Here is a 25,032-nt window from a genome sequence, read left to right as displayed (position 1 = left end):
TATTATTCTTTTACGTTAATTAATTTCGCGCAGGCATCCTCTTCCTCGAACTTGCTGTCCAGCTTGGCCGTTAAGACAATAATGAATTTACGGGAGCGGATGTCTTTGTCGACTTCAATTCGGATATTGCGGGAGAAGCCGAGAATGATATTTTTCGGATGTGTGAGAATGATATCAGAAGCGTCATATTGCGCGTCTCCCTCACCGACTGTGTACGGCTGAATATTGGATACCCCTTTGACCGGCACGCCGAATGCTGTGGACAAACCGCCCTGAACAGCCTGGTCCCCAAGGTTTGTCTGGCGGTCCGCCACGCGGTCCTTCCATTCAACTTCTAAGCCGTGCGACGTATAGAATCTGAATTCCTGAGGGATGCGCAAATATTTTGGCGGAACAGCCTTTAAGCCTTTCTTGAATGTCGCTCTGGACAGTTCTTCACCATTCATGTCAACGATGTGGGACACCGCTTGTTTGCGGATACCGTCCAGCTGCGCCAGATACGGATCAGCTGATGCTGTATCGCCGTTTACAATCAGCTCTTCAATATCAACTGCTGCGCGCTCTGCTAAAATCTGCATGATCGTCTGCTGCAGGCCGTCTTTTTCAATATTGTTTTCGAGTGTGTCATACGTAATGTTAATTTCCGCAATGACTTCCTTCGTGTTCAATTGGACCGTGCTTGTCGTTGGAACTGTCAGCTCGTCGTTTGACAGTGCTTTTCCTTCTTGCGCAGCCCGCAGAATACGCTGGCCGAAGCCGATTTTTTCAAATTTTTGCGAATCGTTTTCCATTTGAATCACGCGGGATTCACTGAAAATGGTCGGCGTGTTTTGCACCATGCGGATAAAAGCCGATGCTTGCGAAGGGTTCATAAGCCCGCCGCTTTTTAAAGCAGAAAGCGACATTTCCGCTTTCCGAATGATCTCTTGATTTCTCAATTGATTTCCTCCTCCTTGACTGGTTTTACAGCAGTCCGCTCCAGATTGATTTTTTGACTTGCTCTGTATTGCCGCCCGTATCGTCCGCTGTCTGCTTAGACGCGCCTCGCGCTTTTTCCAAAGCCTCGATGCGTTCGATCAGCGGGGCAAGCATGTCTTCAACGAGCTTTTTCAGACGCTCGTCATCACCCGTCTGCTCCGGCTTTTCCTCCGTGTCTGTGTTTTTTTCAATCCGCTCAAGCCGTTTGAGCAGAGGGTAAAGCGCATGCTCGAATGATTCTCTCATGTCTTCTTTTCTCATTTCTTCAGTCTCCTTCCCTGTTTTGTCAGCAAGCATTTGCTTGAATACACTGAAGAACCCTGCTTTTTCGACCGGTTCTTCTTCATACACATCTGCAGTGCCCGCCATGCTGTAGCCGGTGATGATTCCAGCCTTAATCTGTTCCCACACCTCGTCAGACGCTCTTGTCACGAGCACCCATGAGCCCTTTGTAATCCGCTTTGACCCGATCATAAAATCATCGGGCGCCACATAGGACTCGACCACGACGCCGGTTCCGCCCTCAAAGCTGTGATTGATATCAATTTCCCGTGCCTCCGCGAGAAAACCGTGCGCTGCTTTTTCAATTTCCTCGGCGGTCATAAAATCGCCGTGGGCATCAGGAACATCAGGCTCATACACGATTCCGTACACGAGCTTTTGTTCATCCTGCTCACTTTTTGTAAACAGCCGAACCTTTTTTTCAAATGACGGAGGTTCGGCTGACTTCGTAAAGAAAAATTCTGTCTGGTTAGCCGCCTTGTCCACATAACTGACAAAGCTGATTTTGGCATTTCTTAATTCTCGCGCCACCTGCTTGATTCACCTCCCTTCAGGACGTTTTGATATCTTCGATGCTTTCTTTCAGCTCCTGCATGAGCGCAGTCAGGTTTGTCTTTTCCGCATCCTGTCCTGCAGGCCGTTTATAAATGTCCTCCGGCCACTCCTCAAGTGTTTTGCCAAGCACCCGTCCGGCAAGGTCGCGTAAATCATTCGGCGAGACTGCTCCGGCTGTAATAAAGGGACCGAGCACCTTCGCAATCTCAAGCGGATCACGAAAGTCCGGTCCTTTTAATGTCAGCCTGACGTCATGGATATTCAGCTCCGGCAAAAGCAGCGTGTTCAGTTTATTCACGAGCGTTTTTCGCTCCGGCTGAAAGACCTGCTCCTCCGTAATTTTTCTAGCGGTATCCGCTGTCGCCCGGTTGTATTCCTGGGCCTCGCCTGTATACAGCGGCGGGAGGCGGAACGCGGAACGCAGCTTATTTCTGCTTTTTTCATCGTATTCAAGAAACAAGGCGTCGTTTTGGAGAATTTCCGCCAAGGATTTGATTTCCACGGAAACCGGCGTAATATCCTCGCCTCCGTGGAGATCCTTTTCTTTTGCGATTCCTTCCGCTTCGATCAGGAGAAATTTATGGGCGTTTTCCACGCCTTCAAGATCATTCATGTATTCCTGCAGCTCCCGGTAAGAAGCTTCAGACAGCATCCCGTTTTCCACTGTAATCGCAGCGGGGACGTGACGCCCCTGCTTAAAATACATAAAATTGAGCTCTTCTGCTTTTCGGGCTCCGTATAAATTGACAATATTGCCGATCCAGCGGGGTACACCGTATACGCCGCTTCCGATTTTGAGGTGAATGGCTTCATTTGCTTGATACTTCTCTGCCAATGTGTTTACATATTCACCTGTACGCATATCCATTTTTCGCGGATCGCCGTATTCTTTAAAAAATACTTTCTTTCCATTAATCATCTGCACATATTTTCGGAAGCGTTTTTGCCTTTTGATCCTTTTCATTTTCCCGTTTTCTTCATATATAAATGAGACCTCAACAGGCTCGCCAGCTCCGCATACACGCATATATTTCACATCTAAATATTCGATGCCGGCAGGTTTTCCCGCCCCGTCGCGAAGCACTTCCATAAATCCGTTGCCTGTTTTTTCTCTGTCTTCGATGGCATAGCCTAAAATCATTTCAGCTGATTCATCAAAGTGAAGACATTTATAAAAGGCTTCGAGTCTGGCCCAGTCTTTTTCCGCTCTTTTCTTTTTTGCCTGATCGACATCACTTGCGTTGACATCAAATGTGTACTCAACATCGAATCCAAAGCCTGTAATATTCACTCTGTACGCATCAATGCATTGCTGAAGAATGGTCGAGTATTCGGCAATGGTTTTGAGCTCGATGATATTGTAGGGCGGAGCGATAATGTCCTCTCCGTACAGCTCAGAAAAGTCATCTTCATAGATTTGCTTTGTCTGAGGAGCGGCGGCATTGGCTTTAAATACAGTTGCTCTGACTGTTTGATTGTGCATGATTTATGACCTCCTCCTTTCTCGGTTCGGCCGGATTCGTTTGTGTGCTGTCTCTTTCATATCAGCAACCTCATAATCATCAAGCGCATACCAAATGGCAGAAAGCGTATGCGGGTCAATTGTGAATTCATCCTCAATCAGAGCTCCGTTTTTATCTTTGGCATACGTAAGTGTCTTGAGCTCATAGATGACATTTTCACAGCGGTCCGAACAGAAGATTTTTTTGAACCGTTTTACCTTTTTGGTATATTGAAGCCTGGAGCCGGGAAACTTTCTGGCTCCAACCATCCGAAAGCCCTGCTGGCGGAAATATTGGATGCTTTTCGGCTCAGCCGAGTCGGCTTTGATCAATTCCTGTGTCTCAATAAACTCACGCAGCTCCTCAGCCGTCCTATCATCTGTCATTTTATTTTGATAATACTCCCAATAAATGTAGAGGTATTTTTTTTCAGGATCTACAGCAAGCCGGACGACGGCATTATAGGATTCCTCGAATCCAAAATCCATGCCTGTACGAAAGATTGGCTTGCTGATGGCTGCGATACATTTTTTCACTTGATCATGCGGGAGTACCTCGAACTGCGGCAGCACCCTGATCCCGTTGACGCCGAATCGTCCTTTGCGGGCAATCCGGTACAGGTCGGGATCATACTCTTTGAGTCCGTCAAGCTGTTTCAGATAGCTTTCCGGGAGAAAAAGATTGTCGTTAGCGGTGGAATGATGGTAATACGTATCTCCCTTTACAATCGTCCGCTTTTCGTAAAGTTCGCTGTCATCCAGCACAAACCGTTTCTTGCGTTCATCCCGAAAAAAATGCCTATACGTCCAATTGGAGGTGCCGACGGGATTGGTGGTACAGATCATATGAAGCTTTAGCTCAGGATGGCGAAGACGTCCGATTAACTCCTTGAACCCCTCATACTTCACCTCTGAGCACTCTTCAATCCATATTAATGAAATGTTATGAACCGATTTTAATTTTGCCGGATTGTCCATTCCTTTGAACATGATCCGGCTGCCATTGTGAAATCGCAGCTGCAGCGGGGAAGAAAGAGATGCCACGGCCTTTGTGAGACCGAGCTCTTCGATCACCTCTTGAAACAAGGCGAAGGTCGAATCCCGATGGGTATCGAACACCTCCCGGATCACAAGGGCCGTCCGTTTTTCCTTCAGCAGCTTTAGCACGATTTTCAATGCGGTATGATAGCTTTTGGATGAGCCGTAGCCGCCGACAAGAAACTGGTACGTCTGCTCCCAATTGAACACGTAATCTTCGAAATGTGGGTTGATTTCTTTTACAATCATGACTTGCGCTCTTTTCGTTTGATCATAATTTCAATCGGCTCTTGGCTGTCATCTGTTTTCTCCGCTTTTTGTTTGGCAAGCTTCAATTTCTCATTTTCTATTTTTTGTTTAAATTGATCTGGAAACAAATCAAAATATAAGGATAGCTTCTCAAGCGCCTTCATTTTATCTGCAAGCTTGATGGCAATGCCTTCTTTGCCAAGCTTTGCTTCCGTTACAATGGTGCCATCAACGAGCCCGGAGTCTTTGACATCGACAAAGCTGATTTCCTTCATAATCGGGTTATCATCTTCATCAAACAGCGGACCTGATTTCCCGACAGCCTGAACCTCTTTTTTTCCGAAGGTCACATAGTCCGTAATATCCGCAAACGCGATCTTGATATAAACCTGCAGCACGTCCATCGCTTCAATAAACATTTCATTGACCATTTCTTTTTTAATGCGTCTGATTTCAGCAGCAACCTTTTCGTTTTTTAAGAGCCGGCTGCCCGTCACATGAGCGCTGTCAGGAGAATAGCCCGCTTTGATTGCTGACTGTGTGGCATTGAAGCTTTTGACGTAATACAGGCAAAACAGCCGCTGGCGTTCATTTAATTCATCGTTGTCTATAGGGCGCTGTTTTTGTTCGTTTTTGGACGCAGAAAACAGCGCCTCTTTCCATTTGTCTTGTTTTTTCCAGATGCCGATTGTTTTCGCGGAAACACCGATTGTGTCCGCAATCGCCCGATTTGTGATCTTTCCTTGATGTTGTTGATAGATTGCTAATGCTTGTTCGCGAAGTTGTGTTTTCATGCTACGGCATCACCGCCACCTCCAGCATGGTTGTCTATTCATAAAAGCGGCTGATCAGCCAGCCGCTTATGTGTCATGCTATTCACTTATAGGTGGCAAACGTATGACAAGCTTTCATGCAAGTGATCGATTCATGTCTTCCTGCTGTCTTTGCATCTTTACGATTGCCCGTTTGATCGTCGTTTGCACTGTCGATTTTTTCACGCCGAGAAGATCGGCGATCCGTTCATAAGAAAAACATTCTACCTTATGCAGCAAAAACATTTCCTTTTCTCTGTCCGTTAACAGGGCTAATGCTTCTCGAATTCTATCTCTGTCTTCTTCTGATACCTGTCCGTCCGGCTCAAACATCATAGCGCTGGAAAATGATTCGATGATTCTCGGGTCCTTGATCATCAGCCGCTGGTAAGCATCACGCCGGTCAATCGCCCGTCTGATGCCGGGCTGCCTTCCTTTTTCAAGCCATTCTGTTACATATTCAAGATCAGTAATCATATTTCTAATGATTTTTTTATCCTTCAGCTCTTCAGCTGAGAGCACGGATTCATCTGTCTCAGCGAGCGGTTTATATTGGTTTCTTGTTTGTTTGAGCGTTCGTTTATATTCAAATAGTAAGTCTTGCATTCTATGATCCTCCTCATTTTTGGCAAATAAAAAACGGACACCAATCAACGCACAAATGCTGTGCAGTTGATCAGTGTCCGCAGGCTTTCCGTCTTGGACGTATTCTGTTTTCGCTTTAATTTAATTTGTAGCCGATTTCAAATTCCACTCGGGCAAGGTCGCCCTTTCTTGTTTCGACGAGCGTTTTTCCATGCTCGGGCGCTTCTGTGATCCATGCTTCTTGCTTGATGCCATCCACAATAATGACACGGATTTTCCCGTCCTCCAGCTGGCTCTTAAGCGTGACGGAATCGATATGCAGCAGTTTTTTAGGATGAATCATGTTTTATTTCCTCCCCTTTTCGGTGCAGCGCTTGCTTCAGCTTTTTCTAATAGCTGAATGATGCGCTCCTTTGAATGAACAGAATTCCCTTTCAGAAAATCAAGTGCTGCTTTAGACGCTTCCAGCAATTCAGGCGCAGCGGCCATCAAAGCGGCATTGCTTTTTTGCGAATAAGAGCTAAGGTCAAATACAGCGGCAATCAGCCGTCCGTTTGAATATGGGAATCTTTCTTTTTCTTCTTCACTGTAAGCTGAATAAATATAGATCGGTTTCGTATCCCCGCACGGGACAGCACGCCACGGCGCAGGGCTTTTCTCTGCCTGTTTTGTCTTTGCCAACACTTTCACTTCCCGTCGTCCTTATACCATTGTTCAATGTTTTTTTCTGTTCGCTTTGCCCGAAACAGCAAAGCGATTAGTGCAGTCAGCTGTTTAATCATAGATATTCAGCCTCGCTTTTCCCGCTGTCAGCATTTGCTCCAGCTTTTGAATGACAGGCGTTAAGTCAGTGCCGGACCGGCAGTTCGGACATGGATGAAAAACGACTCCAATACCGGTATGTTCCACAATGACTTTCTTTGTTTGACAAAGCTTGCACATTATCTGACGCCCTCCAATCTATGGTTAAGCTCGTAGGCTGCTCCTTTGATAATCACTAAATAGTCACTGCACATCTCATAGATTCTCGTGCCGAGCGCTTCATCGACCCGTACAAGTGCTTCAATTGTCAGCTCGCTCGAAAGCAAAATCGGTTTATGATTTAAGTAGCGATAGTTGAGTACCGAATACATTTGCTCTAATTGCCAATCTGTAGCGCGGGGTTTGCCGTTAACCGGTTTAAACAGGTCATCTATGAACAGCACATCCGCCTGCTTCATCCGGTTCAGCTTCGCTTCTAATAGGGCAAAATCATTTTTCAGATCAGTAAAGCCCTCCACAAACGGAAAATAAATGACAGGCACATAGCATGTTCTCATTAATTCGTTGGCAGCGGCAGTCAAAAGGTGTGTTTTCCCTGATCCAGGCTGTCCTAAAAGAGCAATGCTGTTTTTTCGGCAATCCTTGATTTGTTCATAATCGGCAACATACTCTTTTGTACACTCAAATGCGTCTTTTATGGCCTGCGGCTTTCCCTCCGTGCGGAATTCCTTGAAGCCGAGCTGTCTGAAAGCGTGGGTAATCTCACTTGCACCCAGCAGCCTCTTCACTTTCCGTTCTGCTATGCAGCTGCACATCGTCCAGACTTCCAGGCCATTCTGCCTGACGAGATAACCTCCCTGATCCTTGCAGCGCAGGCAATCATACCTGCTTGCGTCTGATTCGGCCGGTTTGTCCGCCAGTAATGGACGTCTCCCTCTTCTCAGCTCGTCCAAAATCTGTTCGATTGTTCGTTTTGTCATGTTTTTTCATCCTCTCATGCTGAATTGCAGCAGTCTTTTTGGCTTGCTGCGCGAAAAATCGATCTTCAATGAATTTCGAGCAGTAGCGAAAAGCCTTGATTGTTTCAGAAGCGGCGGTCCGCCGGTTTTCAAAAGCCTGAAAGCATTCTTCAAGCCATTTGATTGTTTGCGTGACAGGAACGCCGATGGCAACAATGCGGGCGATGGCTTGATAATCTCTTGAGGAAGGATACACGGTGCGTCCTTCTTGAGCCGACCGTAATTGTGTAAACCGCTTCGCAATGTGATCCACTGCATCATCAGCAGCAGTATATTTGTTTGTTTTATCTATATCTGTACGGTCGTTTGTGTCCGGTGTCTGCGGCGAAAATGGCCGTTCTTTTAGACTCCCGTGTACAGTATTGTCCGATCTGAAGCTGAATTTTTTGGAATGCTTGAGCGAAATCATCAGTCCGTATGGCGCACGGACGGCCTTTATGTAATCATGGTTTTCGAGAAGCTCCAGCCATCTTCTGACGGTTTTTTCACTTACGCCGAAGACTGCCGCCATTTCTCTCGCTTTTAACGGCTTATGGCCGAGTACGATGCCCCAGCTTACGCCGTCTTTTTCGATTTCTTTTGTTGTTGAGCTGATAAACCAGAGAAACAGCCATAGCGCCGGGCCAATTTTGTCATAATGTTCTGAATTCAATAACCCTGAATACGTCGGAAAAGGATAGCTTTTATCGTTTTTCATTGGACGCCGCTTCTCCTTTTAACATCATGTATGCTTGAAACTGTTCCTGCGTTTCAAAGTGAAACACCGGAAGGCCGCATGCGGTAAACGAAATGGTGCCGCCGGATTGTCCGAGATGGCGCTGATCTATGGGATTTTCACTAAAAACGATTTGGATCGGATACATGTGATCACTCTCCTGATCTTTTTTTGATACATTTTGTATCAGCTGTTACCAAGTATAAACGATACGTTCTGTATCATCAAGTTATTTTTGATACTTTTTTTATCATAACTTTATTTTGATACATATTGTATCTATAATCATAAGTAACTTAGGGAGTTTAAAAAAGAGAGGTCATAGTATGATAGGCGGCAGATTGAAGAGTCTCAGAGGGAAAAGGACACAGGAAGAAATCGCATCACACATCGGTGTGTCACGGGCACGATATTCCCACTATGAAAATGGGCGAAGCGAACCTGATTACGACACACTCCAAAAGCTGGCTGATTACTTTCAAGTAACGACTGATTACTTATTAACGGGAAAAGACAAAAAATCCGATGACGATGTGTTCTCAGATCCGGACCTGCAGCTTGCATACCGCGATATGCAGGATTTTTCCCCAGAAAGCAAACAGCAGGCCATCGAATTTATCAACTATTTAAAAGAAAAAGAGAAAAACCGCAAACCGAAAAATAAATAAATCGTTCTCTGTTCTCTAAAACATATAAAAAGTAGACCGATATAAAGAAAAAAGTGTTTATTTTTTAAAGAAAAGGGAAAGATTTCTACACTACTTTCCAGTCCTATACGGGCTTTTCTTTCTCGCTAAAAACAGAACAAATGTTCGAAAGGGAGTATTCAATTGGGCGATTACTTATCACATCTGGAGGAATACGTTAAAAATTTATACGGCCGGCTGGGCATCACATCCCCTCATCACATTGACATGCTGAAAATCGCAAAGGATCTGGATATTTGGGTGCATTTTGAGGATATGGGGAGCATGATGGTGAAATACGACGGCATGTACAGTATCGTATTGAACCAAAAAAAGTCACGGGAAGAGCAATGGGAGGATTTTGGCCATGAGCTGTGCCACGTGTTAAAGCATGCAGGCAATCATTTTCAGATGAACAAGCTCTTCAGAGAGCTTCAGGAATTCCAGGCAAATCAATTTATGTACCACTTCTGTGTGCCAACCTTTATGCTGTTGCAGATGGAACTGCCGCAATGGAGAAGCCAGGCACTCGCCACAATTGCGGCGGTATTCCGGGTAACAAAGGAATTTGCTGATAAAAGGCTTGACATGTTTGAACGGCGTAAAGCAGGTATTCAATTTCAGAAGCGGCTCGCTTATTTATTATCTCACAAGCGGCCACATGCGTACGAGGAAGGCGATCAGCAGCACTTGCAGGTCGCTGAGGAAAAAGCGTTATATCATATTGGTAAAAACATCTGATCAAATAAGGGCTGAGGATATATTCCTCAGCCCAGAAGAGAACCTAACATTTCGACATTGGGGGAACTGTATTATGCAGCCACATGGGCGCCGGTTTAAGATGAGGCGCAGATGCGAACGCAATCGGAGCCGGGATATACCTGAATTCACCCCGGCCGTCAAAGGCTTCCCCATGTGCCCATCTTCCTTGCGAGCTTTCATCTCCCCTGGAAAAGTTAAACAGGTCATAGGAGACTTCCTGCTTTTCGAGCTCACGCGGAAACGTCGTCGGGACGACAATATCCCGTTCTCTTTCCTCCAGCTCTTTAATGGCCGCGTACCACATATTTTGATGATAGGTATCCCTTGCAATCAAAAATGACAGCATATCTCTTACCCCTGGATCATCGGTCATGGCATAAAGCCGTGTCACCTGAAGGCGTCCTTGGGCCTCCGCATTTAAGTTAGCGCGAAAATCGGCCAGCAGGTTTCCGCTTGAGATAATGTATTTTGCATTCCACGGATAGCCCTCACTATCTGATGCCATCGCCCCCAATCCGGACACAATCGCGTGCTGAGGATTCATACCTGACATGACTGCTGCAATAGCGGGATTGCTTTTATAAGCATCCTCCTGTACATCCGCGGGTGCATTGTCCAGAAGTCTGGAAATCATCGTTGCCAGCATTTCTACGTGCCCAATCTCTTCGGTCCCCACATCATATAACAAATCTTTATACTTAGCATCCGCCCTGCAGTTAAACCCTTGAAACAAATACTGCATCATGACGCTAATTTCACCGAATTGGCCGCCGAGCACCTCTTGAAGTTTTTTCGCATAAACCGGATCAGGATGAGCTGGCTTTGCTTGATATTGAAGCTCTTTTATATGATAAAACATGAATCATTCCTCCCCACACTTTCGCACAACCCCAGCGTATGAAGGAATAGGCCCACCGTGCAGGTCCCGTCTAGTTTTATTTATAAAAGCCAAGCTTGACGGCTTCCACATATCGATCAAACAAATCGTTTTGTATGTAGCTTTTATCACGGCACCCAAAATTGCGGAATAGCGCGTTTCGCTGTGCCGTGCTTACCTCCAATTGCAGTCCCATTTCTCTTTTCGTCCGATTGACAATATTGCTTGGGTGTACACCTGCCAGGCGGTCTTTCTCATTAGTGAGCTCGGCGCTGAAACCCGCTTCATTCAGACGCTCACAAATGAGCTTGGCTTTTTTACGATCCGCCCCGCCGACCAATGTATGCGGGATTTTCGGATCATAATACCCGTGAAACGCTAATGCGTAATGGTGGTCATTCACTTTTTCTAAAGCCAGCGGCTCATCAAAACGAATGCTAGTGAGATGCAAGGAACGGTTGTTTCGCTGCTTTAGACCCTCAAACAAATAGATGGAACATCGATCCGAAAATGCCCGCACCAGTTCACTGACGCCAGGCTCAATTCTGCCGCCGTGAGGACCGAGGACGATAAGCTCACTTCCGTTTTTCTCCTCATAAATAATCCGGTACTCCGACTCAGAAGCAGAAAGGGCCGCAAAGCTGTCATACATATCTTCCATCTTGAACGCCCCCCTTTACCAGTCAGCACCAGTTTACTCTACTCATCTATGAATGAAAACCTTTTTTATAGTATGATTTGATAGAATACGCAGAGGAGGTATATGATGGGGTTTATTGATGGATTACTCGGCAATGCATCAACACTGTCAACGGCAGCTGTGAAAGAAGAGCTTGCCCATATTTTACTTGAGGGTGAGAAGGTTGAAGCCGCGTTTAAGCTGGTTCGCGATTTGATTGTCTTTACTGACAAGCGGCTTATCCTTGTAGATAAACAGGGAATTACAGGCAAGAAAACGGAATTTCAATCGATTCCGTACAAAAGCATTTCCAGATTCAGCGTGGAAACTGCCGGCCGCTTTGACCTTGATTCAGAGCTGAAAATTTGGATCTCCGGCGCGGAACTTCCCGCTGTCTCAAAGCAGTTTAAAAAAGATGAAAGCATTTATGATATTCAAAAGGTGCTTGCCGCAGTTTGTATGTAAGGCGAAAAGACGGAAGCTTCACAGCTTCCGTCTTTTCATTTACAGCTTTTCCTCCATCTTCGCTTTCGTTTTCGGACCGTAAATCCCATCAGCCGTTAAACCGCTGACAGACTGAAAACGTTTCACTGCATTAGCTGTTTTCGGGCCATAAACGCCGTCAACGCCGTGATTTTTCGCTCCTTTATCAGGATAAAAATAAAGAGCGGCTAAAGCAGTCTGCACCTGCTTTACTTTTGTCCCTTGCGTCAGCGGGCTTGTCACTTTGATCACGCCGGATGGGAGCGGATATGAGGATGCGGCATGGCTTTTAGAAGCAGATGCCGTCTGAGGCAGTTTGATCACCTGTCCGATTTTGATGTGGTTCGGGTCAGTGATATGATTGATGCTTTGCAGCGTTTTCACACTGACTCCGTGTGATGCGGCAATCCCTGACAATGTGTCGCCTTTTTTCACATGATATTCAGACGCTGAAGAAGAGACTGCAGCTTTTTTAGCTGATACGCCCCCGTTTAATTCCTTTTCAATTGCCGCCTTCACTTGATCCCAGCGCCCCTCTGATAAAATGCGGTGCGGGCAATACTTTCCGTTCCAGTCCTGGTGCTTTCTCACCCGATCGATGCCCCAGCCGCGCTCCTTCAAAAGCTGTGCTACAAATGAAATCGCCAAGGCTTCAGCTGCCTCATACTTCGGGCCTCCCGATTTGCTGTAGCAAATCTCAACGCCAATTGATTTGCGGTTTCCCGGACCGTTTGTGCCGTCACCTGTGTGCCAGGCGTTTCGGTTAAGCGGCAGACCTTGAATCACCTCTTGATCATCGACCGCAAAATGAAAGCTTGTCGAGCTTGTGTTCCCGATCATATAGCTGATTTCATTGGCCGCTGACGCATCGTTTGCCGTGTTGTGAATGGTAATGTATTCAGCGGACATTGCATTCGGACACTTCAACGCGTATTTCGCCTCAGAAACCAAATTTTTCTTTACTGGAATGCTCACCTATCATCTCTCCTTTTCTTTTTTCATAAATAGGTGGCATTCGTAGGACGAAAAGCTCATATCATCTATCACCGTAATATGGATAAATGTGTTAAACTGAAGTTCATGGAGGGTCTGAATATGTATACATATTTAATGCTGACAATGAGAACGGAGAAATTTAATCAGGAGCATGTGGCTGGGCACTATGAATTTCTGGATCGTTTACAGGCAGAAAAGCGTTTAAAAATGTTTGGACCATTCAGCGACGCCACAGGCGGAGCGTATGTCATCGAAGCAGGTTCACTGGAAGAGGCAGCGGAAATCGGGCATGCGGATCCGCTGGTGGCAAGTGGATCTCCTGAGCTGACGATAAAAGAATGGAAGCTGAAGAAATAAAAAAGACCCTTAAGGGTCTTTTTTATGCATCATGTTTGATTGCGTGCCGCAATATGAAATGTTTTCCCTTCTGTGTTTGCTGTTTCACCTGCATGAACCATCACCTGAGTAAAGCTGAACCCGACCGCAACGAGCAACAAACCTGACATCCATTTAGATTTCATATAAACAATCTCCTCTCTGGATTTGTTTTTGTGCGTGCACCATTTTCTCATAAAATGAAAGTGCTTTTTCGGGCTGTCCGTTTTCTATATAGAATTGGGCAGCATCATGCGCCAGCTCTTCAATATAAGGATACAGCATATGTTCTTCAAGAAATTGAAAGGTGTGTGAGACCGATTCTGTGTCAATGTTTTTTCCGTATAACGCATGTAAAAATTGAAAAAGCTCCACAAATAATTCATCACTGTATTGACGGGCGATTTCCAATCCTTCACGATACTTTTTTTGCGCTTCGGCGTCATTTTTTTGTTTATACAGAACTTGTGTTAAAGAGTAGATAGAATGCGGAAGATTATCGAACTTTTCCGACTTGCAAATAGAAACAGATTTCTCAAAGTATTCGGCTGCCTTTTGCAGTTCACCCATTTTCTCATAGCAGTTTCCGAGATTATATAGGGCGGAACTGATCAGGCGGGGATTGCCTTCTTTCTTTGCAAGATCTAAAGCCAGTTCTAAGTGGGGCAATGCTCTTTCTGGATACTGCATATCATCATAATTACCTGCAATAACGAATTCACATTGGATTCTGCGGACGGTGTACGTTTCATACATTTGGTATGTTTCTAATGCCTGAACGGCGTAGCTCATCGAAACATAGGTTTGTTTTAAATTGTAAAAAATCTCGGCCATTTTAAAAGCAAACTCGGCTTTCTCAATATCATCCGAGACGAGGGCAAGATTCTTTTCTGCCCGTTTATAGTACATCATGGCACTGACAAACATTTTCTGCTTAAATTCATACATTCCTCGAAAAAAATTAAAGTAATATTCGAGAAGCCCTGTCAGCTTGTACTGATTCCCTTCGATGTCTTCTAATAATTCTGAAAACTCTAGCTGCGACGTGTCCTCTCCAAAAGGCTTAATGTAATCCAGCATGACACGATGCCTGAACTCCATTAAAGAATAATACAGCAGCAAATCTTGGTCTTCTTCCATATCCTCAATTTCTCTTTCTACTTCGAGCTTGACCCGTTCGGCTTCAGCGACGTGGAACTGCCGGATATGAGTATACCATTCATTAATTTTAAGCCCGACATAAGAGGACGGAATCGTCTGCTTCATCCTCAATTAATCCCCCCTTTTTGAATTACCCGAGATATGTCATATTTTATCATATTTGCAAGAAAAAGAAGAACGCAAAATAACCGCAATTGTCGAATTTCGGCTAACCGCAACAAAAAAGCACGGGTTTTTCAAACACCCGTGCTTTCTTTTAGTGAAAACCGACTTTGTTTCTTTCCATCCAGCTTCCCCGCTGGCTTTTTCTTTGCTCTCCTGTCATGTCTTTCACCATGGTTTCAATATGATGATTCCCTTCTTGGTGCCATTGAAGGGCTGAAGATACATATAATTCTCCCAGCTGTGCAAAGGAAAAGCCTTCTGTAAGTTTTGCGGCGTTTTTTATTTCTCCTTCACTCAAAAAGATGCCAAAGCCTCTCATTTTCATATATTCCAGCCGCAGCTCTTCATCCGGAAGCCCGATTTCATAGGCACGGTCAAATCGCCCTGCACGATTCATCAAACCTGGATCGATCTCTTCGGGATAGTTTGTCGTACCGATGAGAAATAGCCCCTCTTTTGATGTCGCGCCGTCCAGCGTATTGAGAAAAAAGGACCGCACATCTTCCGGCATCGAATCTATATCCTCGATGACCAGAACTGCAGGAGCGAGGCGTCTCGCTGCCTGAAAGACTTCTTCTATTGTCTCGCTCGACGTAAATTCAGTAATTTGCCAATAAGCAACAGGTGCATCGATACTGCCTGCGATCGACTTCACTAACGTCGTCTTTCCGTTTCCAGGAGGTCCATATAACAGAATGCCGCGCTTGTAAGGGATGTCATATGTTTGATAAAACGATTTATCACTATGAAAAAACTGATCAATTGATCTGTATATCTCCTTTTTCAATAGCGGATTCATGATGACTTGACTCCGCTGAACCTCTCTGACAATGGCTTCCTGCTCTCTTGAAGTCCCTCCATCTCCATCCGTAAACACGGTCACTTTTCGCTTGCTTTTTTCCCAAAGACGCGGTCTGACTCCCTCCAGAAATGCACGCATCTTTTCATCGTTAACCGCAAACAGACAATCAAAACTCATAATGCTCCCATCTTGAAAATATGGAATTCTGGCAAAAGCAACTCCCTTTTCAGGATATGCGTATACACTGTTTCTTATAGACTTATGGACGGTATAATCCGGTTCTTTCTCATCTTCATCGTAAGCAAAGGTTTTCTTTTCAAGCTTTTCAAATATATATGCCACATGCTCAGGCTCCAATGAACCGCTGCGGACATCTTCTACAAGAAGCTCCCAGTATTCCGTATTTGGATCATCACTGGCATAGAGCTCATAGAATACACCGTATTGATCATAAAGCGTTTCTTCAATCCGTGTGATAAGGTAACCGAAAGTGCCGTAGCCCGCCGCAGCTCTTTCATTCTCTTTTTCTTCGTACTGATAAATGAAAGGTATATTAGTCATGTTTATACTCCATTTCATGTTTTGTGAACGTTATATATACGATTGACATAGCATTTTGTTTCATCCCACAGCATATTACTTGTGAATTCATAACCGTTGATATAGGATTTCATTGCACCATTTATTTTTACATATGGAGGAGATCATAATGAGCCAATCCAATCAAATTGTCAGCCATTTTTTATCCCATCGAAACGTGACCAATGAGCTTGCCGAAAAAATCAGCAAAGACCATTACAGCTACAAACCGGCAGAAACATCAATGTCAGCAGAAGAGCTGGTCAAACACATTCTTACGTCTTTCCACTTGTTCGCAAATGTCATTAAGGAAGGCAATGCCTCACCATTTCAAAACAAGCAGGAAGAAACAGAAACAGATCTCAATGTTCTGGCAAAAACATATACAGAAAAAACGGCCGCTATCCTTGAACAGCTGACTGAAGAGCAGCTGGACAGAGAAATTGATCTGACATCCGCTTTCGGCAGAAAAGTCACAGGCCGCGCGCTGCTTCAGCTTGCAATGGAGCATGAAATTCACCATAAAGGCAACCTGTTCGTGTATGTGCGGGAAATGGGCCACACTGAGCTTCCTTTCTATCAGCAGCGCATGTAGCGTAAACAAGAAAAAAGATACCTGTTAAGAGGTATCTTTTTTTTGCGCCTTTAGTACTTCTCGATTTCGTCCAGACACTCATTATAGGGCAAATGAATAGAGATATTGAGCATACCAAAATTCCAAGCAGCTGACGTGCAAAAATTCAAAAAATTTAATTGATTAACGCGTCCTAATCATATATAATCTGATAAAAATAGTCGGGTTTTCAGGAGGCCTTTATCATGAGTGTAAGCATCATATTGATGGGTTTGTTTGTCGGAGCCTTAGTCGGATTGACGGGAGTAGGTGGAGCGGCCTTATTAACTCCCCTTTTAATTGTGCTTGGAATTAATCCTTCCATCGCGGTCGGTACAGATCTTGTATATAACTCGATCACAAAGCTGTTTGGCGTTGCCTCCCATTGGCGGCAGAAAACGATTAACTTTAAATTGGTAAAATACTTGGCCATCGGCAGTATTCCGAGTGCTTCGCTAGCCATTGGCATATTGCATTTGTTCCCCGCCTTTCACCAGCATCAGGAAGAAATTATTAAGCACGCTCTAGGATATGTGTTAACGCTGGTTGCCATTTCAATCATCGTTCGTTTGTTTTTGGACAGAAAACTTCGCCCCAACCGCTGGCAGCTGATGCCGCTTGAAAATAAGAGGGCGCTGACAATTCTTATTGGTGTTGTGTTTGGGTTTATCGTCGGATTAACATCAATCGGTTCCGGCTCATTATTTGCAATCGCCATGATTTACTTATTTAACATGAAAGCGTCACAGATTGTCGGAACCGATATCGCGCATGCATTTCTTCTTGTTACGGCAGCAGGCATTTTGAACGCAAGCTTCGGAAGCGTGGATTACATGCTGGCAGCTAATCTGCTCATTGGTTCAATTCCCGGCGTGCTGATCGGAAGCCATCTTTCGCCTCGATTCTCCCCGCGTCCACTGCAATTTATTATGGCGTCCATTATTTTAGTCAGCGGTTTAAAATTGATTTAATGAAGAAGGCTATCCGCTTGAAGGATAGCCTTTTCTTATTATAGCGTCACACCCGATTTAAAAATGGCGAGTTCTCTGAAATCATTTTTTTCATGGTTCACAAGCTGGCCGCTTGCCACCTCAATCATATAGTGGATAAACTCACGCAGCACATATTCCTCATGAACATCATCCTCTGCTAAAAGGCCTGCGTTAAAATCAATCCAATGCGGCTTCGCCTCATACAGCTCGGTGTTTGTCGCTACTTTCACCGTCGGGACAAAGGTGCCAAACGGCGTGCCTCTTCCCGTTGTAAAGAGGACAATTTGACAGCCGGCAGCAGCCAATGCGGAGGAGGCGATCAAATCATTGCCTGGCGCGCTCAAAAGCGTCAGTCCTTTTGTCTTGAGCACTTCACCGTATTTCAAGACATCCGTGACAGGAGAAATCCCCGCTTTTTGCGTACAGCCCAGCGATTTATCCTCAAGTGTAGAAATGCCGCCCGCTTTGTTGCCCGGTGAGGGATTTTCGTACACCGGCTGATCATGTTTAATAAAGTATTGTTTGAAATCATTGATTAAATCGACTATCTTATGAAACACTTCTTCATTGGCAGACCGCTGCATCAGGATGGTTTCTGCTCCGAACATTTCCGGTACTTCCGTCAGCACAGTACTCCCTCCCTGTGCAATGAGATAATCTGAAAAACGTCCAAGCAGCGGGTTTGCGGTTATGCCGGAAAAACCGTCCGAACCTCCGCATTTCAGCCCGATCTTCAGTTCAGACAGCGGAATGTCTTCTCTCTTATCTCCTTTGGCCGCTTCATGAATTTCCTTCAGCAAAGCAACGCCTGCCTCCATTTCGTCGGTCACCGACTGGGATTCCAGAAACTTCACCCGCTTCAAGTTCACATCTTGCAGTGCTTCCTTCATTCTTGCCAGCTCATTGTTTTCACAGCCAAGCCCTAACACCAAGACGCCGCCGGCATTTGGATGGCGAATAGCATTCAGCAGGATTTGCTTCGTATTTTCATGATCGTCGCCAAGCTGCGAGCATCCGTATTGATGCTTTAACACCAGTACGTTATCAAATGGAGTGATATCCCCTGTTTCTCTGACAAAACGCTGCAGCATTTTTTCTGCTATTCCATTGACACAGCCGACAGTTGGGACAATCCACAATTCATTCCGTACACCCGCATCTCCGTTTTCTCTTCTAAAACCTTTAAACGTCCGGTTCTCATTAGAATACGGATTTTCATCAAATCTCGGTGTATAGCTGTATGATTGGATATCAGACAGGTTTGTTTTCGTATTATGGACATGAATATGCTCTCCGATCGAGATATCTTGTGTTGCATGCCCAATTGGAAACCCGTACTTGATGATGCTGTCATTTTCTTTAATAGGCTGCAATGCAATCTTGTGGCCTCTTTTTATATCATCCTTTACTTCAAGCGACACGCCGTCCGCATACAGCCTCTCTCCCTTTTGAATATCCCGCAGAGCGAGAAGGACATTATCTTGCTTATGAATCTTTATAAACGACTTCAACGTACCTCTCCCCCTTGTATGCAGTATTGTTCAAGAGCCCTCTGCATGCCCAGCTCATGAATATGATTCAAGTAAACAGCGACTCTATCAGTCAGCTTCGGTATCTCATTGAGATCTGCCCCCCACAGCCGCTGTTCGCCTAACACTCTTGATGCAATCCGAAGCATGTCGTCATCCTCCTGACACCAAACCTCTTTGAAAAATTGAAGCACTGCCGGATCATCCTGCAATGTCTCATTATTATGATAAAAATACAGAAGAGCGCTGAAAGAAAACACCAAGCGTTCAGGAAGCTGTCCCTTTTGTTCAGCATATTCCTTAAGAGTCGGCAGGTTTCTCGTTTTGAATTTGGAAATGGCGTTCAATGCAATGCTTTCCAGGTAATGCTTAATATACGGGTTTTTAAAACGGTTCAGCACATCGTCAGCATACTGAGAAAGACCTTCCATTTTTAAAACAGGAAGAATTTCGTCATCAATCAGCTCTCTTATAAATCGCCCCACTTCCGGATGCTCCACTGCATCCCTAACAGTCTTCAAGCCGTATAATAAAGCCACTGGCGTCATTGCTGTATGAGCGCCATTTAAAATTCTTACTTTTTTAGTCCGGTATGGGGTGAGGTCGCTGACGATCTTTGTATGCAGCCCTGCAGCCGCAAAGGGAAGTTCTTTTCCAATCCAATCAGGCCCCTCGATAACCCATAAATAATATTGCTCTCCCACAACTATCAAATCATCCTGATAGCCAAGATCTGCCGTGATCTCATCAATGCTGTCGACGGGAAAACCCGGAACAATCCGGTCTACTAAACTATTACAAAACGTATTGGCCTCATGAATCCACTGTGTAAATCCTTCCTCAAGCTTCCACAGACCTGCATAATGAATAACCGTTTCCTTCAGCTTTTCACCGTTCTTCTCGATCAGCTCACATGGGATTAGGACACACCCTTTTGTCTGATCTCCTTTAAAAGCCTGATAGCGGAAGTAGAGAAATGCAGTTAATTTCCCAGGGAATGTTTTTTGCGGCCTATCCTCTAAACGATCTTTTTCATCACATACAATCCCAGCCTCAGTGGTGTTGGAGATGATAAACCGAAGCTCTTCGCTTGATGCCAATTCTTTGTATGCTTCATAATCAGAAAACAGGTCAATTCCCCGGCTGATTGAGTTGATAATCATATGCTCGTTTACCGCTTCTCCATCTTTCATTCCTTGTAAAAAAAGCGTATATAATCCATCTTGCTCATTTAATCGTTTGATTTTTTCTGAACCCCTTGGCTGAACAACCGCCACACTCCCATTAAAATCAGTGTGTTGATTCAATTGATCAATCTGCCAATCGATAAATCCCCGAAGAAAGTTTCCTTCTCCGAATTGGAGAATTTTTTCTGGATACTGAGTATAGTGATCGTACACATTTTTATTCAGCTTCTGCACCCTTATTGCCTCCCTCTTTTTATGCACACGTTAACATTTTTCTGTATAAAGAATGCCCGCTGAAAAACGGGACATCACGTCGTCAATCGTCTGACTGAATCACGCACCATAAATTCTGTGTTTTCCAAGATTTTTTCTGCTTTTGTTTCGGGCTTGCTGATCAGAGACAAGAGTTTTTGCGCGCCAAGCACGCTGATTTTCTCCACTGGGCGCTTTACTGTTGAAAGCCTTGGCGTGATGTACTGTGAAAACCCAATATCATCAAACCCGATCACCGAAATATCATCAGGGACGCGCAGGCCCTTTGCGAATATCGCATTCATCGCTCCGATTGCCATGTCATCATTCGAACAAAAAACAGCGGTTGGAGGATTCGGCAGTGCCAGCAGCCGCTCCATCGCTTGAAAGCCGCTTTCCATATCGTACTGTCCTTTGACACTGTATTCATGCTTGATCGGAATATGATGTTGAATCAGTGCAGATAAGTAGCCTTCCTTTCGCTGCTGAGAGGATTTAAAGCCTTCGATCCCCTCGATGATGGCGATGTCTTGATGTCCGGACTGAATGAAGTATTCTACAGCTTCTTGAGAGCCTTCCTTGTCATTGGACAAAATATTCGTGATGGTGCGATCATCAATATCACGATTCAGCACGACAAGCGGAATGTTTTTTTCGCGAATATGGTAAATAAAAGAATTATCAATGTCACTTTGGCTCATTAAAATGATGCCGTCATATCTCATCGGTGTAACGGAGTCATAGTTTTTCAGATCATCAATGCCGCGCACATACAGATTGTAATCCTCACTTATGGCTTGATTGACGCCTTTGATTGTGTCTGCAAAGAAGCTGTGTGAGGTTCCGTTTGTAATGCTTGTAAAGAAAAGCCCGATCGTATGCGACTTTTGCATCGCCAGACTTTTCGCATTTACATTTGGTGTATAGTTGAGCTGCTCTGCTAGCTCTAATATTTTTTTCTTCGTATGTTCTTTGATGTAAGGGCTGTTGTTGAGTGCTCTGGAAACGGTTGTGTGGGATACGTTTGCGAGTTTTGCGATATCTTTTATGGTTACCATCTAATTCCCTTCCTTATCATACCGGCTGCGATTATTTACTGTATATTGTATCATCAAACATACCGCCTCTCCCACTGTATTTCCAGATTAATAAGACACAGGGTTTTCCGCTTCTGTTCCCGCTGTCTTGCCGATGATTGGACGGACAAAACGAATCACAGCAAGTGAAGCGAAGACAGCCAGCCCTCCGGCAAGCAAAAATGCTCCAGAAAACGTGCCTGTTTGGTCAACAATAAATCCGGTTAAAGCCGGGCCGATAATTCCTGCCGTGTTGGCGAGGAAATGCATGAAGCCGCCAACAGAACCGACATTGTTTTGATCAACCACATCTTGAATGACAGCCCAATAGATAGCACCGGTCAAATAAAGAAAGAACACTGACAGAGCGACAAGAGTGACAGCCCCCGCAGTCGTTGCCACAAGCCCGGCAAAACCAATCAGGACAGCTGATGAAAACAAACACGTGACAAGCACAACCTTGCGCGAGAACAGCACACCTTTTCGGGCCGTTTTTTTGTACACATAGTCAGAAACAAATCCCCCTGCAGCCAGCCCGATAAATCCTAAAATCCACGGTATGACCGTGATGACACTCATCGATTCAACACTTAATCCCCGCTCGTCGACAAGATAGCTCGGAAACCACGTCAAAAAGAAGAAGAGGATGTAGTTGTAAGCGAAAAAAGCGAACGCCGTGAACAGGACCGTTTTTTGCTTCAGGTAAAAGGTGAGCGGAATTTTTTCTCCGGGAGACGTTTCTGCTTTTATTGCCGGTGCTTCCTTGATCGTCTCTTGCGGCTTTTCTTTGACAAACTTGAACCAGAGCACTGCCCATATCAATCCAATAATCATAATGAGAACGAAGGATACCTTCCAGCTGAACGCCACTGCGATCATGCCGACTATCGGGCCGGAAATGGCTCCCCCGAGCGGCGTGCCGCTGTTGGTTACACCGATAACAGACGCCCGCTGGGTCGGCGGGAACCAGTTGTTCACCATTTTGTTGATGGTCGCCGAAAGCGGGCCTTCTCCCATTCCGAAGAGAATGCGTATAATCAGCAGGCTGACAAAGCCAAAAGCGAGGGCGACTGCTCCGCTAAACAGCGACCAAACAACCATCGCGACAAACAAGGTCAGCTTTGCCCCATAGCGGTCGGATGCCACGCCCCCAAGAAAGTTAAAAATCGCATAACCAATCGAAAAACTGCTGAAAATCAAGCCCATTTGCGTGGCAGACAATGTGAGATCATCCTGAATAAAAGGAGCTGCAATGGAAAGCGCCGAGCGATCCAGGTAATTAATCACCCCTGCCAGGAACAAAAAAAGGATAACGGGAAGCTTATCTTTTGAAAACATCTCAACCTCACCCCTATGTTGGTTCAGTTTCTGTTGCACCGCTTTCGTTACACACCTGAATAAGCCATAAATCCTCCATCGACAGGAACGGTGATCCCAGTGACAAAACCGGAATAGGATTCATCCGCCAGCCAAAGAAGCGTACCGAGCAAATCCTCGGGTTTTCCGAAGCGCTTCATCGGTGTTCCCGCAATAATTTTGTGAGATCGGCTGGTGAACGTTCCGTCTTGGTTGATCAGCAGATCATGATTTTGTTTTGTCAGAAAGAAGCCTGGGGCAATCGCATTGACCCGCAGCCCGGTTTCAGCAAAATGAACAGCCATCCACATCGTAAAATTATTGATGGATGCTTTCGCGGCACTGTATGCCGGAACCTTCGTCATAGGTGAATAAGCACTCATGGAAGAAAGGTTGATGATCGCCGGTGAATCGGCTTTCAGCAGCTCTTTTCCAAACACTTGCGAGGCCAGAAACGCACCGGTGAAATTGGTGGAGAATACAGTTAGAAAGCCCCTCTCATCCATATCAAAAAAAGATTGGCCTTCTCCCGCTTCTTCATATGTCTCCACATCGGTTATCGCGTCAGGATGATTGCCGCCAGCCCCGTTAATTAACAGATCAACAGCGCCAAATTGGCCAAGGATGTCTTCCTTTGCCCGTTCCAGTGACATCCTGTCCAGCACATCCGTAGCAACAGCGCACGCTGTGCCGCCAGCCGCCGTTATCTCCTTCACGACCGCTTGGCCTTTTTCAGCCGTCCGATTCAATATCGCCACCTTCATGCCATGACGGGCTAGCTCCCGGGCCATCGCAGAGCAAAGCACGCCGCTGCCGCCAGTGATGACAGCCGTTTTACCAGCCAGGTTCTCATGCAGCGGGATCATACGCCCACCTCTTTTTTTGCCATTACTCCATAGGCGTCCCACAGCCCGTTCAAATACATGATGCCAAGTGCCCGATCGTATAAGCCATATCCCGGGCGGCATTGCTCGCCCCAAAGATGGCGCCCATGATCCGGTCTGACATATCCTTCGTAATCCTGCTTATGCAGTTCTTCCATCACGCCTTGAATGTTGATCGAACCATCCTTTGTTAAATGAGATGTTTCAATAAAATCGCCATTCTCATAAATTTTCACATTGCGAATATGTGAAAATGGAGCGATGCCGGCATACGTTTTAGCGATCTCCACCATGTCGTTAGCGGGATTGGCTCCCATTGAACCTGTACAAAGGGTGATACAATTAGACGGTGAATCTGATATCGCCCGCAGCTTCTTATAGCTTGCCTCTCCTGTGATAATGCGCGGCAGTCCGAAAATCGACCACGGCGGGTCATCCGGATGAATGGCCATTTGAACACCATAGGCCTCAGCAACAGGAAGAATTTCCTGCAAAAAGAATGATAAATTGTCCCATAACTTTTCTTCATCGACCGTTCTGTAGGCAGCAAAAAGCTCTTTGATCCGAGCCAATTTTTCGGGCTCCCACCCCGGCAGCGTCATGTCGGATGCTTCCTCCACCGTCCGAATCAGCTCTTGAGGATCAAGGCTTTCCACCTTGGCCTTTTCAAAAAACAGAGCGGTCGATCCATCTTCTAGCGGCTTGAACATGTCCGTGCGTGTCCAGTCAAAAACCGGCATAAAATTATAGCAGATCACTTTCACGCCAAATCCGGCAAGGTTGCGGATCGTTTGCTTGTAGTTTTCAATATACCGGCCGCGTTCTTCGTTCCCAAGTTTAATCGCTTCGTGAACATTCACGCTTTCTACAACTTCAGCATGAAAACCATAGGATTGAATATATTCAGTCTCGGCTCTGATTTCTTCTTTTTCCCACACGTCGCCGACGGGCTTTTGATGGAGAGCCCAAACGATGCCTTTGACACCGGGAATTTGCTTCACGTGTTCAAGTGTGACTGTATCGTTGCCTCGTCCATACCATCGGAATGTCATATTCATGCTCGCACCTCCGGATTCAGTCAT

The 25,032-nt window shown here is 45.4% G+C and carries 30 protein-coding genes; 6 read left to right on the top strand and 24 right to left on the bottom strand.

Annotated elements, in window-relative coordinates; all coding sequences use genetic code 11:
* Positions 1–2 precede the first annotated feature (2 nt).
* The 12 genes from NX903_RS06230 to NX903_RS06175 all read right to left on the bottom strand — a co-directional run bounded on the left by NX903_RS06230 (position 3) and on the right by NX903_RS06175 (position 8,644).
* Positions 3–938 (bottom strand): phage major capsid protein, encoded by a 936-nt coding sequence (locus NX903_RS06230; RefSeq protein ID WP_024572591.1) that lies wholly within the window; start codon positions 936–938, stop codon positions 3–5.
* 25 nt (positions 939–963) lie between these two features.
* On the bottom strand, positions 964–1,791 hold the full coding sequence (locus NX903_RS06225) for an XkdF-like putative serine protease domain-containing protein (RefSeq protein WP_015483125.1): 828 nt from the start codon (positions 1,789–1,791) through the stop codon (positions 964–966).
* A gap of 19 nt (positions 1,792–1,810) precedes the next feature.
* Complete coding sequence (locus NX903_RS06220) at positions 1,811–3,298, bottom strand: phage portal protein (protein WP_029317667.1); 1,488 nt, start codon at positions 3,296–3,298, stop codon at positions 1,811–1,813.
* A gap of 3 nt (positions 3,299–3,301) precedes the next feature.
* Positions 3,302–4,603, bottom strand: a complete 1,302-nt coding sequence (locus NX903_RS06215; RefSeq protein WP_019712462.1) for a PBSX family phage terminase large subunit — start codon at positions 4,601–4,603, stop codon at positions 3,302–3,304.
* Complete coding sequence (gene xtmA / locus NX903_RS06210) at positions 4,600–5,397, bottom strand: phage terminase small subunit (protein ID WP_019712461.1); 798 nt, start codon at positions 5,395–5,397, stop codon at positions 4,600–4,602. Before xtmA ends, NX903_RS06215 begins: the two co-directional genes overlap by 4 nt.
* A gap of 114 nt (positions 5,398–5,511) precedes the next feature.
* Positions 5,512–6,021, bottom strand: coding sequence for a sigma-70 family RNA polymerase sigma factor (locus NX903_RS06205; RefSeq protein WP_086343736.1), 510 nt, complete (start codon positions 6,019–6,021; stop codon positions 5,512–5,514).
* Between the two features lie 115 nt (positions 6,022–6,136).
* Positions 6,137–6,343, bottom strand: coding sequence for a phage-like element PBSX protein XtrA (gene xtrA / locus NX903_RS06200; RefSeq protein ID WP_003244900.1), 207 nt, complete (start codon positions 6,341–6,343; stop codon positions 6,137–6,139).
* The gene (gene xkdD / locus NX903_RS06195) at positions 6,340–6,690 is read right to left on the bottom strand and encodes a phage-like element PBSX protein XkdD (RefSeq protein WP_021479479.1); all 351 of its coding nucleotides are present in this window, start codon (positions 6,688–6,690) and stop codon (positions 6,340–6,342) included. Before xkdD ends, xtrA begins: the two co-directional genes overlap by 4 nt.
* A gap of 84 nt (positions 6,691–6,774) precedes the next feature.
* The gene (locus tag NX903_RS06190; RefSeq protein ID WP_003245588.1) at positions 6,775–6,942 is read right to left on the bottom strand and encodes a hypothetical protein; all 168 of its coding nucleotides are present in this window, start codon (positions 6,940–6,942) and stop codon (positions 6,775–6,777) included.
* On the bottom strand, positions 6,942–7,742 hold the full coding sequence (locus NX903_RS06185) for an ATP-binding protein (protein WP_080009791.1): 801 nt from the start codon (positions 7,740–7,742) through the stop codon (positions 6,942–6,944). Before NX903_RS06185 ends, NX903_RS06190 begins: the two co-directional genes overlap by 1 nt.
* Positions 7,642–8,478 (bottom strand): phage portal protein, encoded by an 837-nt coding sequence (locus NX903_RS06180; RefSeq protein ID WP_086343735.1) that lies wholly within the window; start codon positions 8,476–8,478, stop codon positions 7,642–7,644. Before NX903_RS06180 ends, NX903_RS06185 begins: the two co-directional genes overlap by 101 nt.
* On the bottom strand, positions 8,465–8,644 hold the full coding sequence (locus NX903_RS06175; RefSeq protein ID WP_015715728.1) for a hypothetical protein: 180 nt from the start codon (positions 8,642–8,644) through the stop codon (positions 8,465–8,467). Before NX903_RS06175 ends, NX903_RS06180 begins: the two co-directional genes overlap by 14 nt.
* Positions 8,645–8,822: 178 nt before the next feature.
* Between NX903_RS06175 and xre the strand changes: the two genes are divergently transcribed.
* Complete coding sequence (xre, locus tag NX903_RS06170; protein ID WP_017695142.1) at positions 8,823–9,164, top strand: HTH-type transcriptional regulator Xre; 342 nt, start codon at positions 8,823–8,825, stop codon at positions 9,162–9,164.
* A 162-nt stretch (positions 9,165–9,326) separates the two neighbouring features.
* Positions 9,327–9,923: an ImmA/IrrE family metallo-endopeptidase gene (locus NX903_RS06165; RefSeq protein ID WP_015715727.1), complete on the top strand. Its 597-nt coding sequence runs from the start codon at positions 9,327–9,329 to the stop codon at positions 9,921–9,923.
* Positions 9,924–9,966: 43 nt separating this feature from the next.
* On the opposite strand, the gene NX903_RS06160 is transcribed toward NX903_RS06165, so the two are convergent.
* Together NX903_RS06160 and NX903_RS06155 are read right to left on the bottom strand one after the other, a co-directional pair.
* A complete protein-coding gene (locus tag NX903_RS06160; protein ID WP_003245071.1) occupies positions 9,967–10,803 on the bottom strand; it encodes a manganese catalase family protein in 837 nt (278 codons plus the stop codon).
* 76 nt (positions 10,804–10,879) lie between these two features.
* Entirely contained in the window at positions 10,880–11,482 is a 603-nt protein-coding gene (locus NX903_RS06155) for a poly-gamma-glutamate hydrolase family protein (protein WP_041344770.1), read from the bottom strand.
* 105 nt (positions 11,483–11,587) lie between these two features.
* On the opposite strand from NX903_RS06155, the gene NX903_RS06150 reads away from it, so the two are divergent.
* Positions 11,588–11,965, top strand: coding sequence for a PH domain-containing protein (locus NX903_RS06150; RefSeq protein WP_014479546.1), 378 nt, complete (start codon positions 11,588–11,590; stop codon positions 11,963–11,965).
* Between the two features lie 39 nt (positions 11,966–12,004).
* Here the strand turns inward: NX903_RS06150 and NX903_RS06145 are convergent, their stop codons facing one another.
* Positions 12,005–12,958, bottom strand: coding sequence for an N-acetylmuramoyl-L-alanine amidase (locus NX903_RS06145; RefSeq protein ID WP_017695144.1), 954 nt, complete (start codon positions 12,956–12,958; stop codon positions 12,005–12,007).
* 120 nt (positions 12,959–13,078) lie between these two features.
* Between NX903_RS06145 and NX903_RS06140 the strand changes: the two genes are divergently transcribed.
* Positions 13,079–13,336, top strand: a complete 258-nt coding sequence (locus tag NX903_RS06140) for a YciI family protein (RefSeq protein ID WP_041344765.1) — start codon at positions 13,079–13,081, stop codon at positions 13,334–13,336.
* Between the two features lie 29 nt (positions 13,337–13,365).
* Here the strand turns inward: NX903_RS06140 and phrA are convergent, their stop codons facing one another.
* The 3 genes from phrA to yjoB form a co-directional block, all read right to left on the bottom strand.
* Positions 13,366–13,500: a phosphatase RapA inhibitor PhrA gene (phrA, locus tag NX903_RS06135; RefSeq protein WP_003245487.1), complete on the bottom strand. Its 135-nt coding sequence runs from the start codon at positions 13,498–13,500 to the stop codon at positions 13,366–13,368.
* On the bottom strand, positions 13,490–14,626 hold the full coding sequence (gene rapA / locus NX903_RS06130) for a response regulator aspartate phosphatase RapA (RefSeq protein ID WP_015252291.1): 1,137 nt from the start codon (positions 14,624–14,626) through the stop codon (positions 13,490–13,492). Before rapA ends, phrA begins: the two co-directional genes overlap by 11 nt.
* A gap of 145 nt (positions 14,627–14,771) precedes the next feature.
* The gene (gene yjoB, locus NX903_RS06125) at positions 14,772–16,043 is read right to left on the bottom strand and encodes an ATPase YjoB (protein WP_003245490.1); all 1,272 of its coding nucleotides are present in this window, start codon (positions 16,041–16,043) and stop codon (positions 14,772–14,774) included.
* Between the two features lie 148 nt (positions 16,044–16,191).
* On the opposite strand from yjoB, the gene NX903_RS06120 reads away from it, so the two are divergent.
* Both NX903_RS06120 and NX903_RS06115 read left to right on the top strand, forming a co-directional pair.
* Entirely contained in the window at positions 16,192–16,656 is a 465-nt protein-coding gene (locus NX903_RS06120) for a DinB family protein (RefSeq protein ID WP_014479541.1), read from the top strand.
* Between the two features lie 224 nt (positions 16,657–16,880).
* Complete coding sequence (locus NX903_RS06115; protein WP_014476525.1) at positions 16,881–17,645, top strand: sulfite exporter TauE/SafE family protein; 765 nt, start codon at positions 16,881–16,883, stop codon at positions 17,643–17,645.
* Between the two features lie 38 nt (positions 17,646–17,683).
* Here the strand turns inward: NX903_RS06115 and NX903_RS06110 are convergent, their stop codons facing one another.
* The 6 genes from NX903_RS06110 to uxuA all read right to left on the bottom strand — a co-directional run bounded on the left by NX903_RS06110 (position 17,684) and on the right by uxuA (position 25,008).
* A complete protein-coding gene (locus NX903_RS06110; protein WP_086343734.1) occupies positions 17,684–19,177 on the bottom strand; it encodes a UxaA family hydrolase in 1,494 nt (497 codons plus the stop codon).
* The gene (locus NX903_RS06105; RefSeq protein ID WP_086343733.1) at positions 19,174–20,616 is read right to left on the bottom strand and encodes a tagaturonate reductase; all 1,443 of its coding nucleotides are present in this window, start codon (positions 20,614–20,616) and stop codon (positions 19,174–19,176) included. The genes NX903_RS06110 and NX903_RS06105 overlap by 4 nt, the downstream gene beginning before the upstream one ends.
* 74 nt (positions 20,617–20,690) lie before the next feature.
* The gene (locus NX903_RS06100; protein WP_015383414.1) at positions 20,691–21,692 is read right to left on the bottom strand and encodes a LacI family DNA-binding transcriptional regulator; all 1,002 of its coding nucleotides are present in this window, start codon (positions 21,690–21,692) and stop codon (positions 20,691–20,693) included.
* An 87-nt stretch (positions 21,693–21,779) separates the two neighbouring features.
* The gene (locus NX903_RS06095) at positions 21,780–23,048 is read right to left on the bottom strand and encodes an MFS transporter (protein ID WP_029946346.1); all 1,269 of its coding nucleotides are present in this window, start codon (positions 23,046–23,048) and stop codon (positions 21,780–21,782) included.
* 47 nt (positions 23,049–23,095) lie between these two features.
* A complete protein-coding gene (locus NX903_RS06090; protein ID WP_086343732.1) occupies positions 23,096–23,932 on the bottom strand; it encodes an SDR family oxidoreductase in 837 nt (278 codons plus the stop codon).
* Positions 23,929–25,008, bottom strand: a complete 1,080-nt coding sequence (gene uxuA, locus NX903_RS06085) for a mannonate dehydratase (RefSeq protein WP_086343731.1) — start codon at positions 25,006–25,008, stop codon at positions 23,929–23,931. Before uxuA ends, NX903_RS06090 begins: the two co-directional genes overlap by 4 nt.
* Positions 25,009–25,032: the final 24 nt, after the last annotated feature.

Source organism: Bacillus sp. FSL R5-0576 (assembly GCF_038004765.1).
In the GTDB taxonomy this organism is placed as follows: domain Bacteria; phylum Bacillota; class Bacilli; order Bacillales; family Bacillaceae; genus Bacillus; species Bacillus subtilis.
This window is presented reverse-complemented; position numbering and strand designations above follow the sequence as displayed.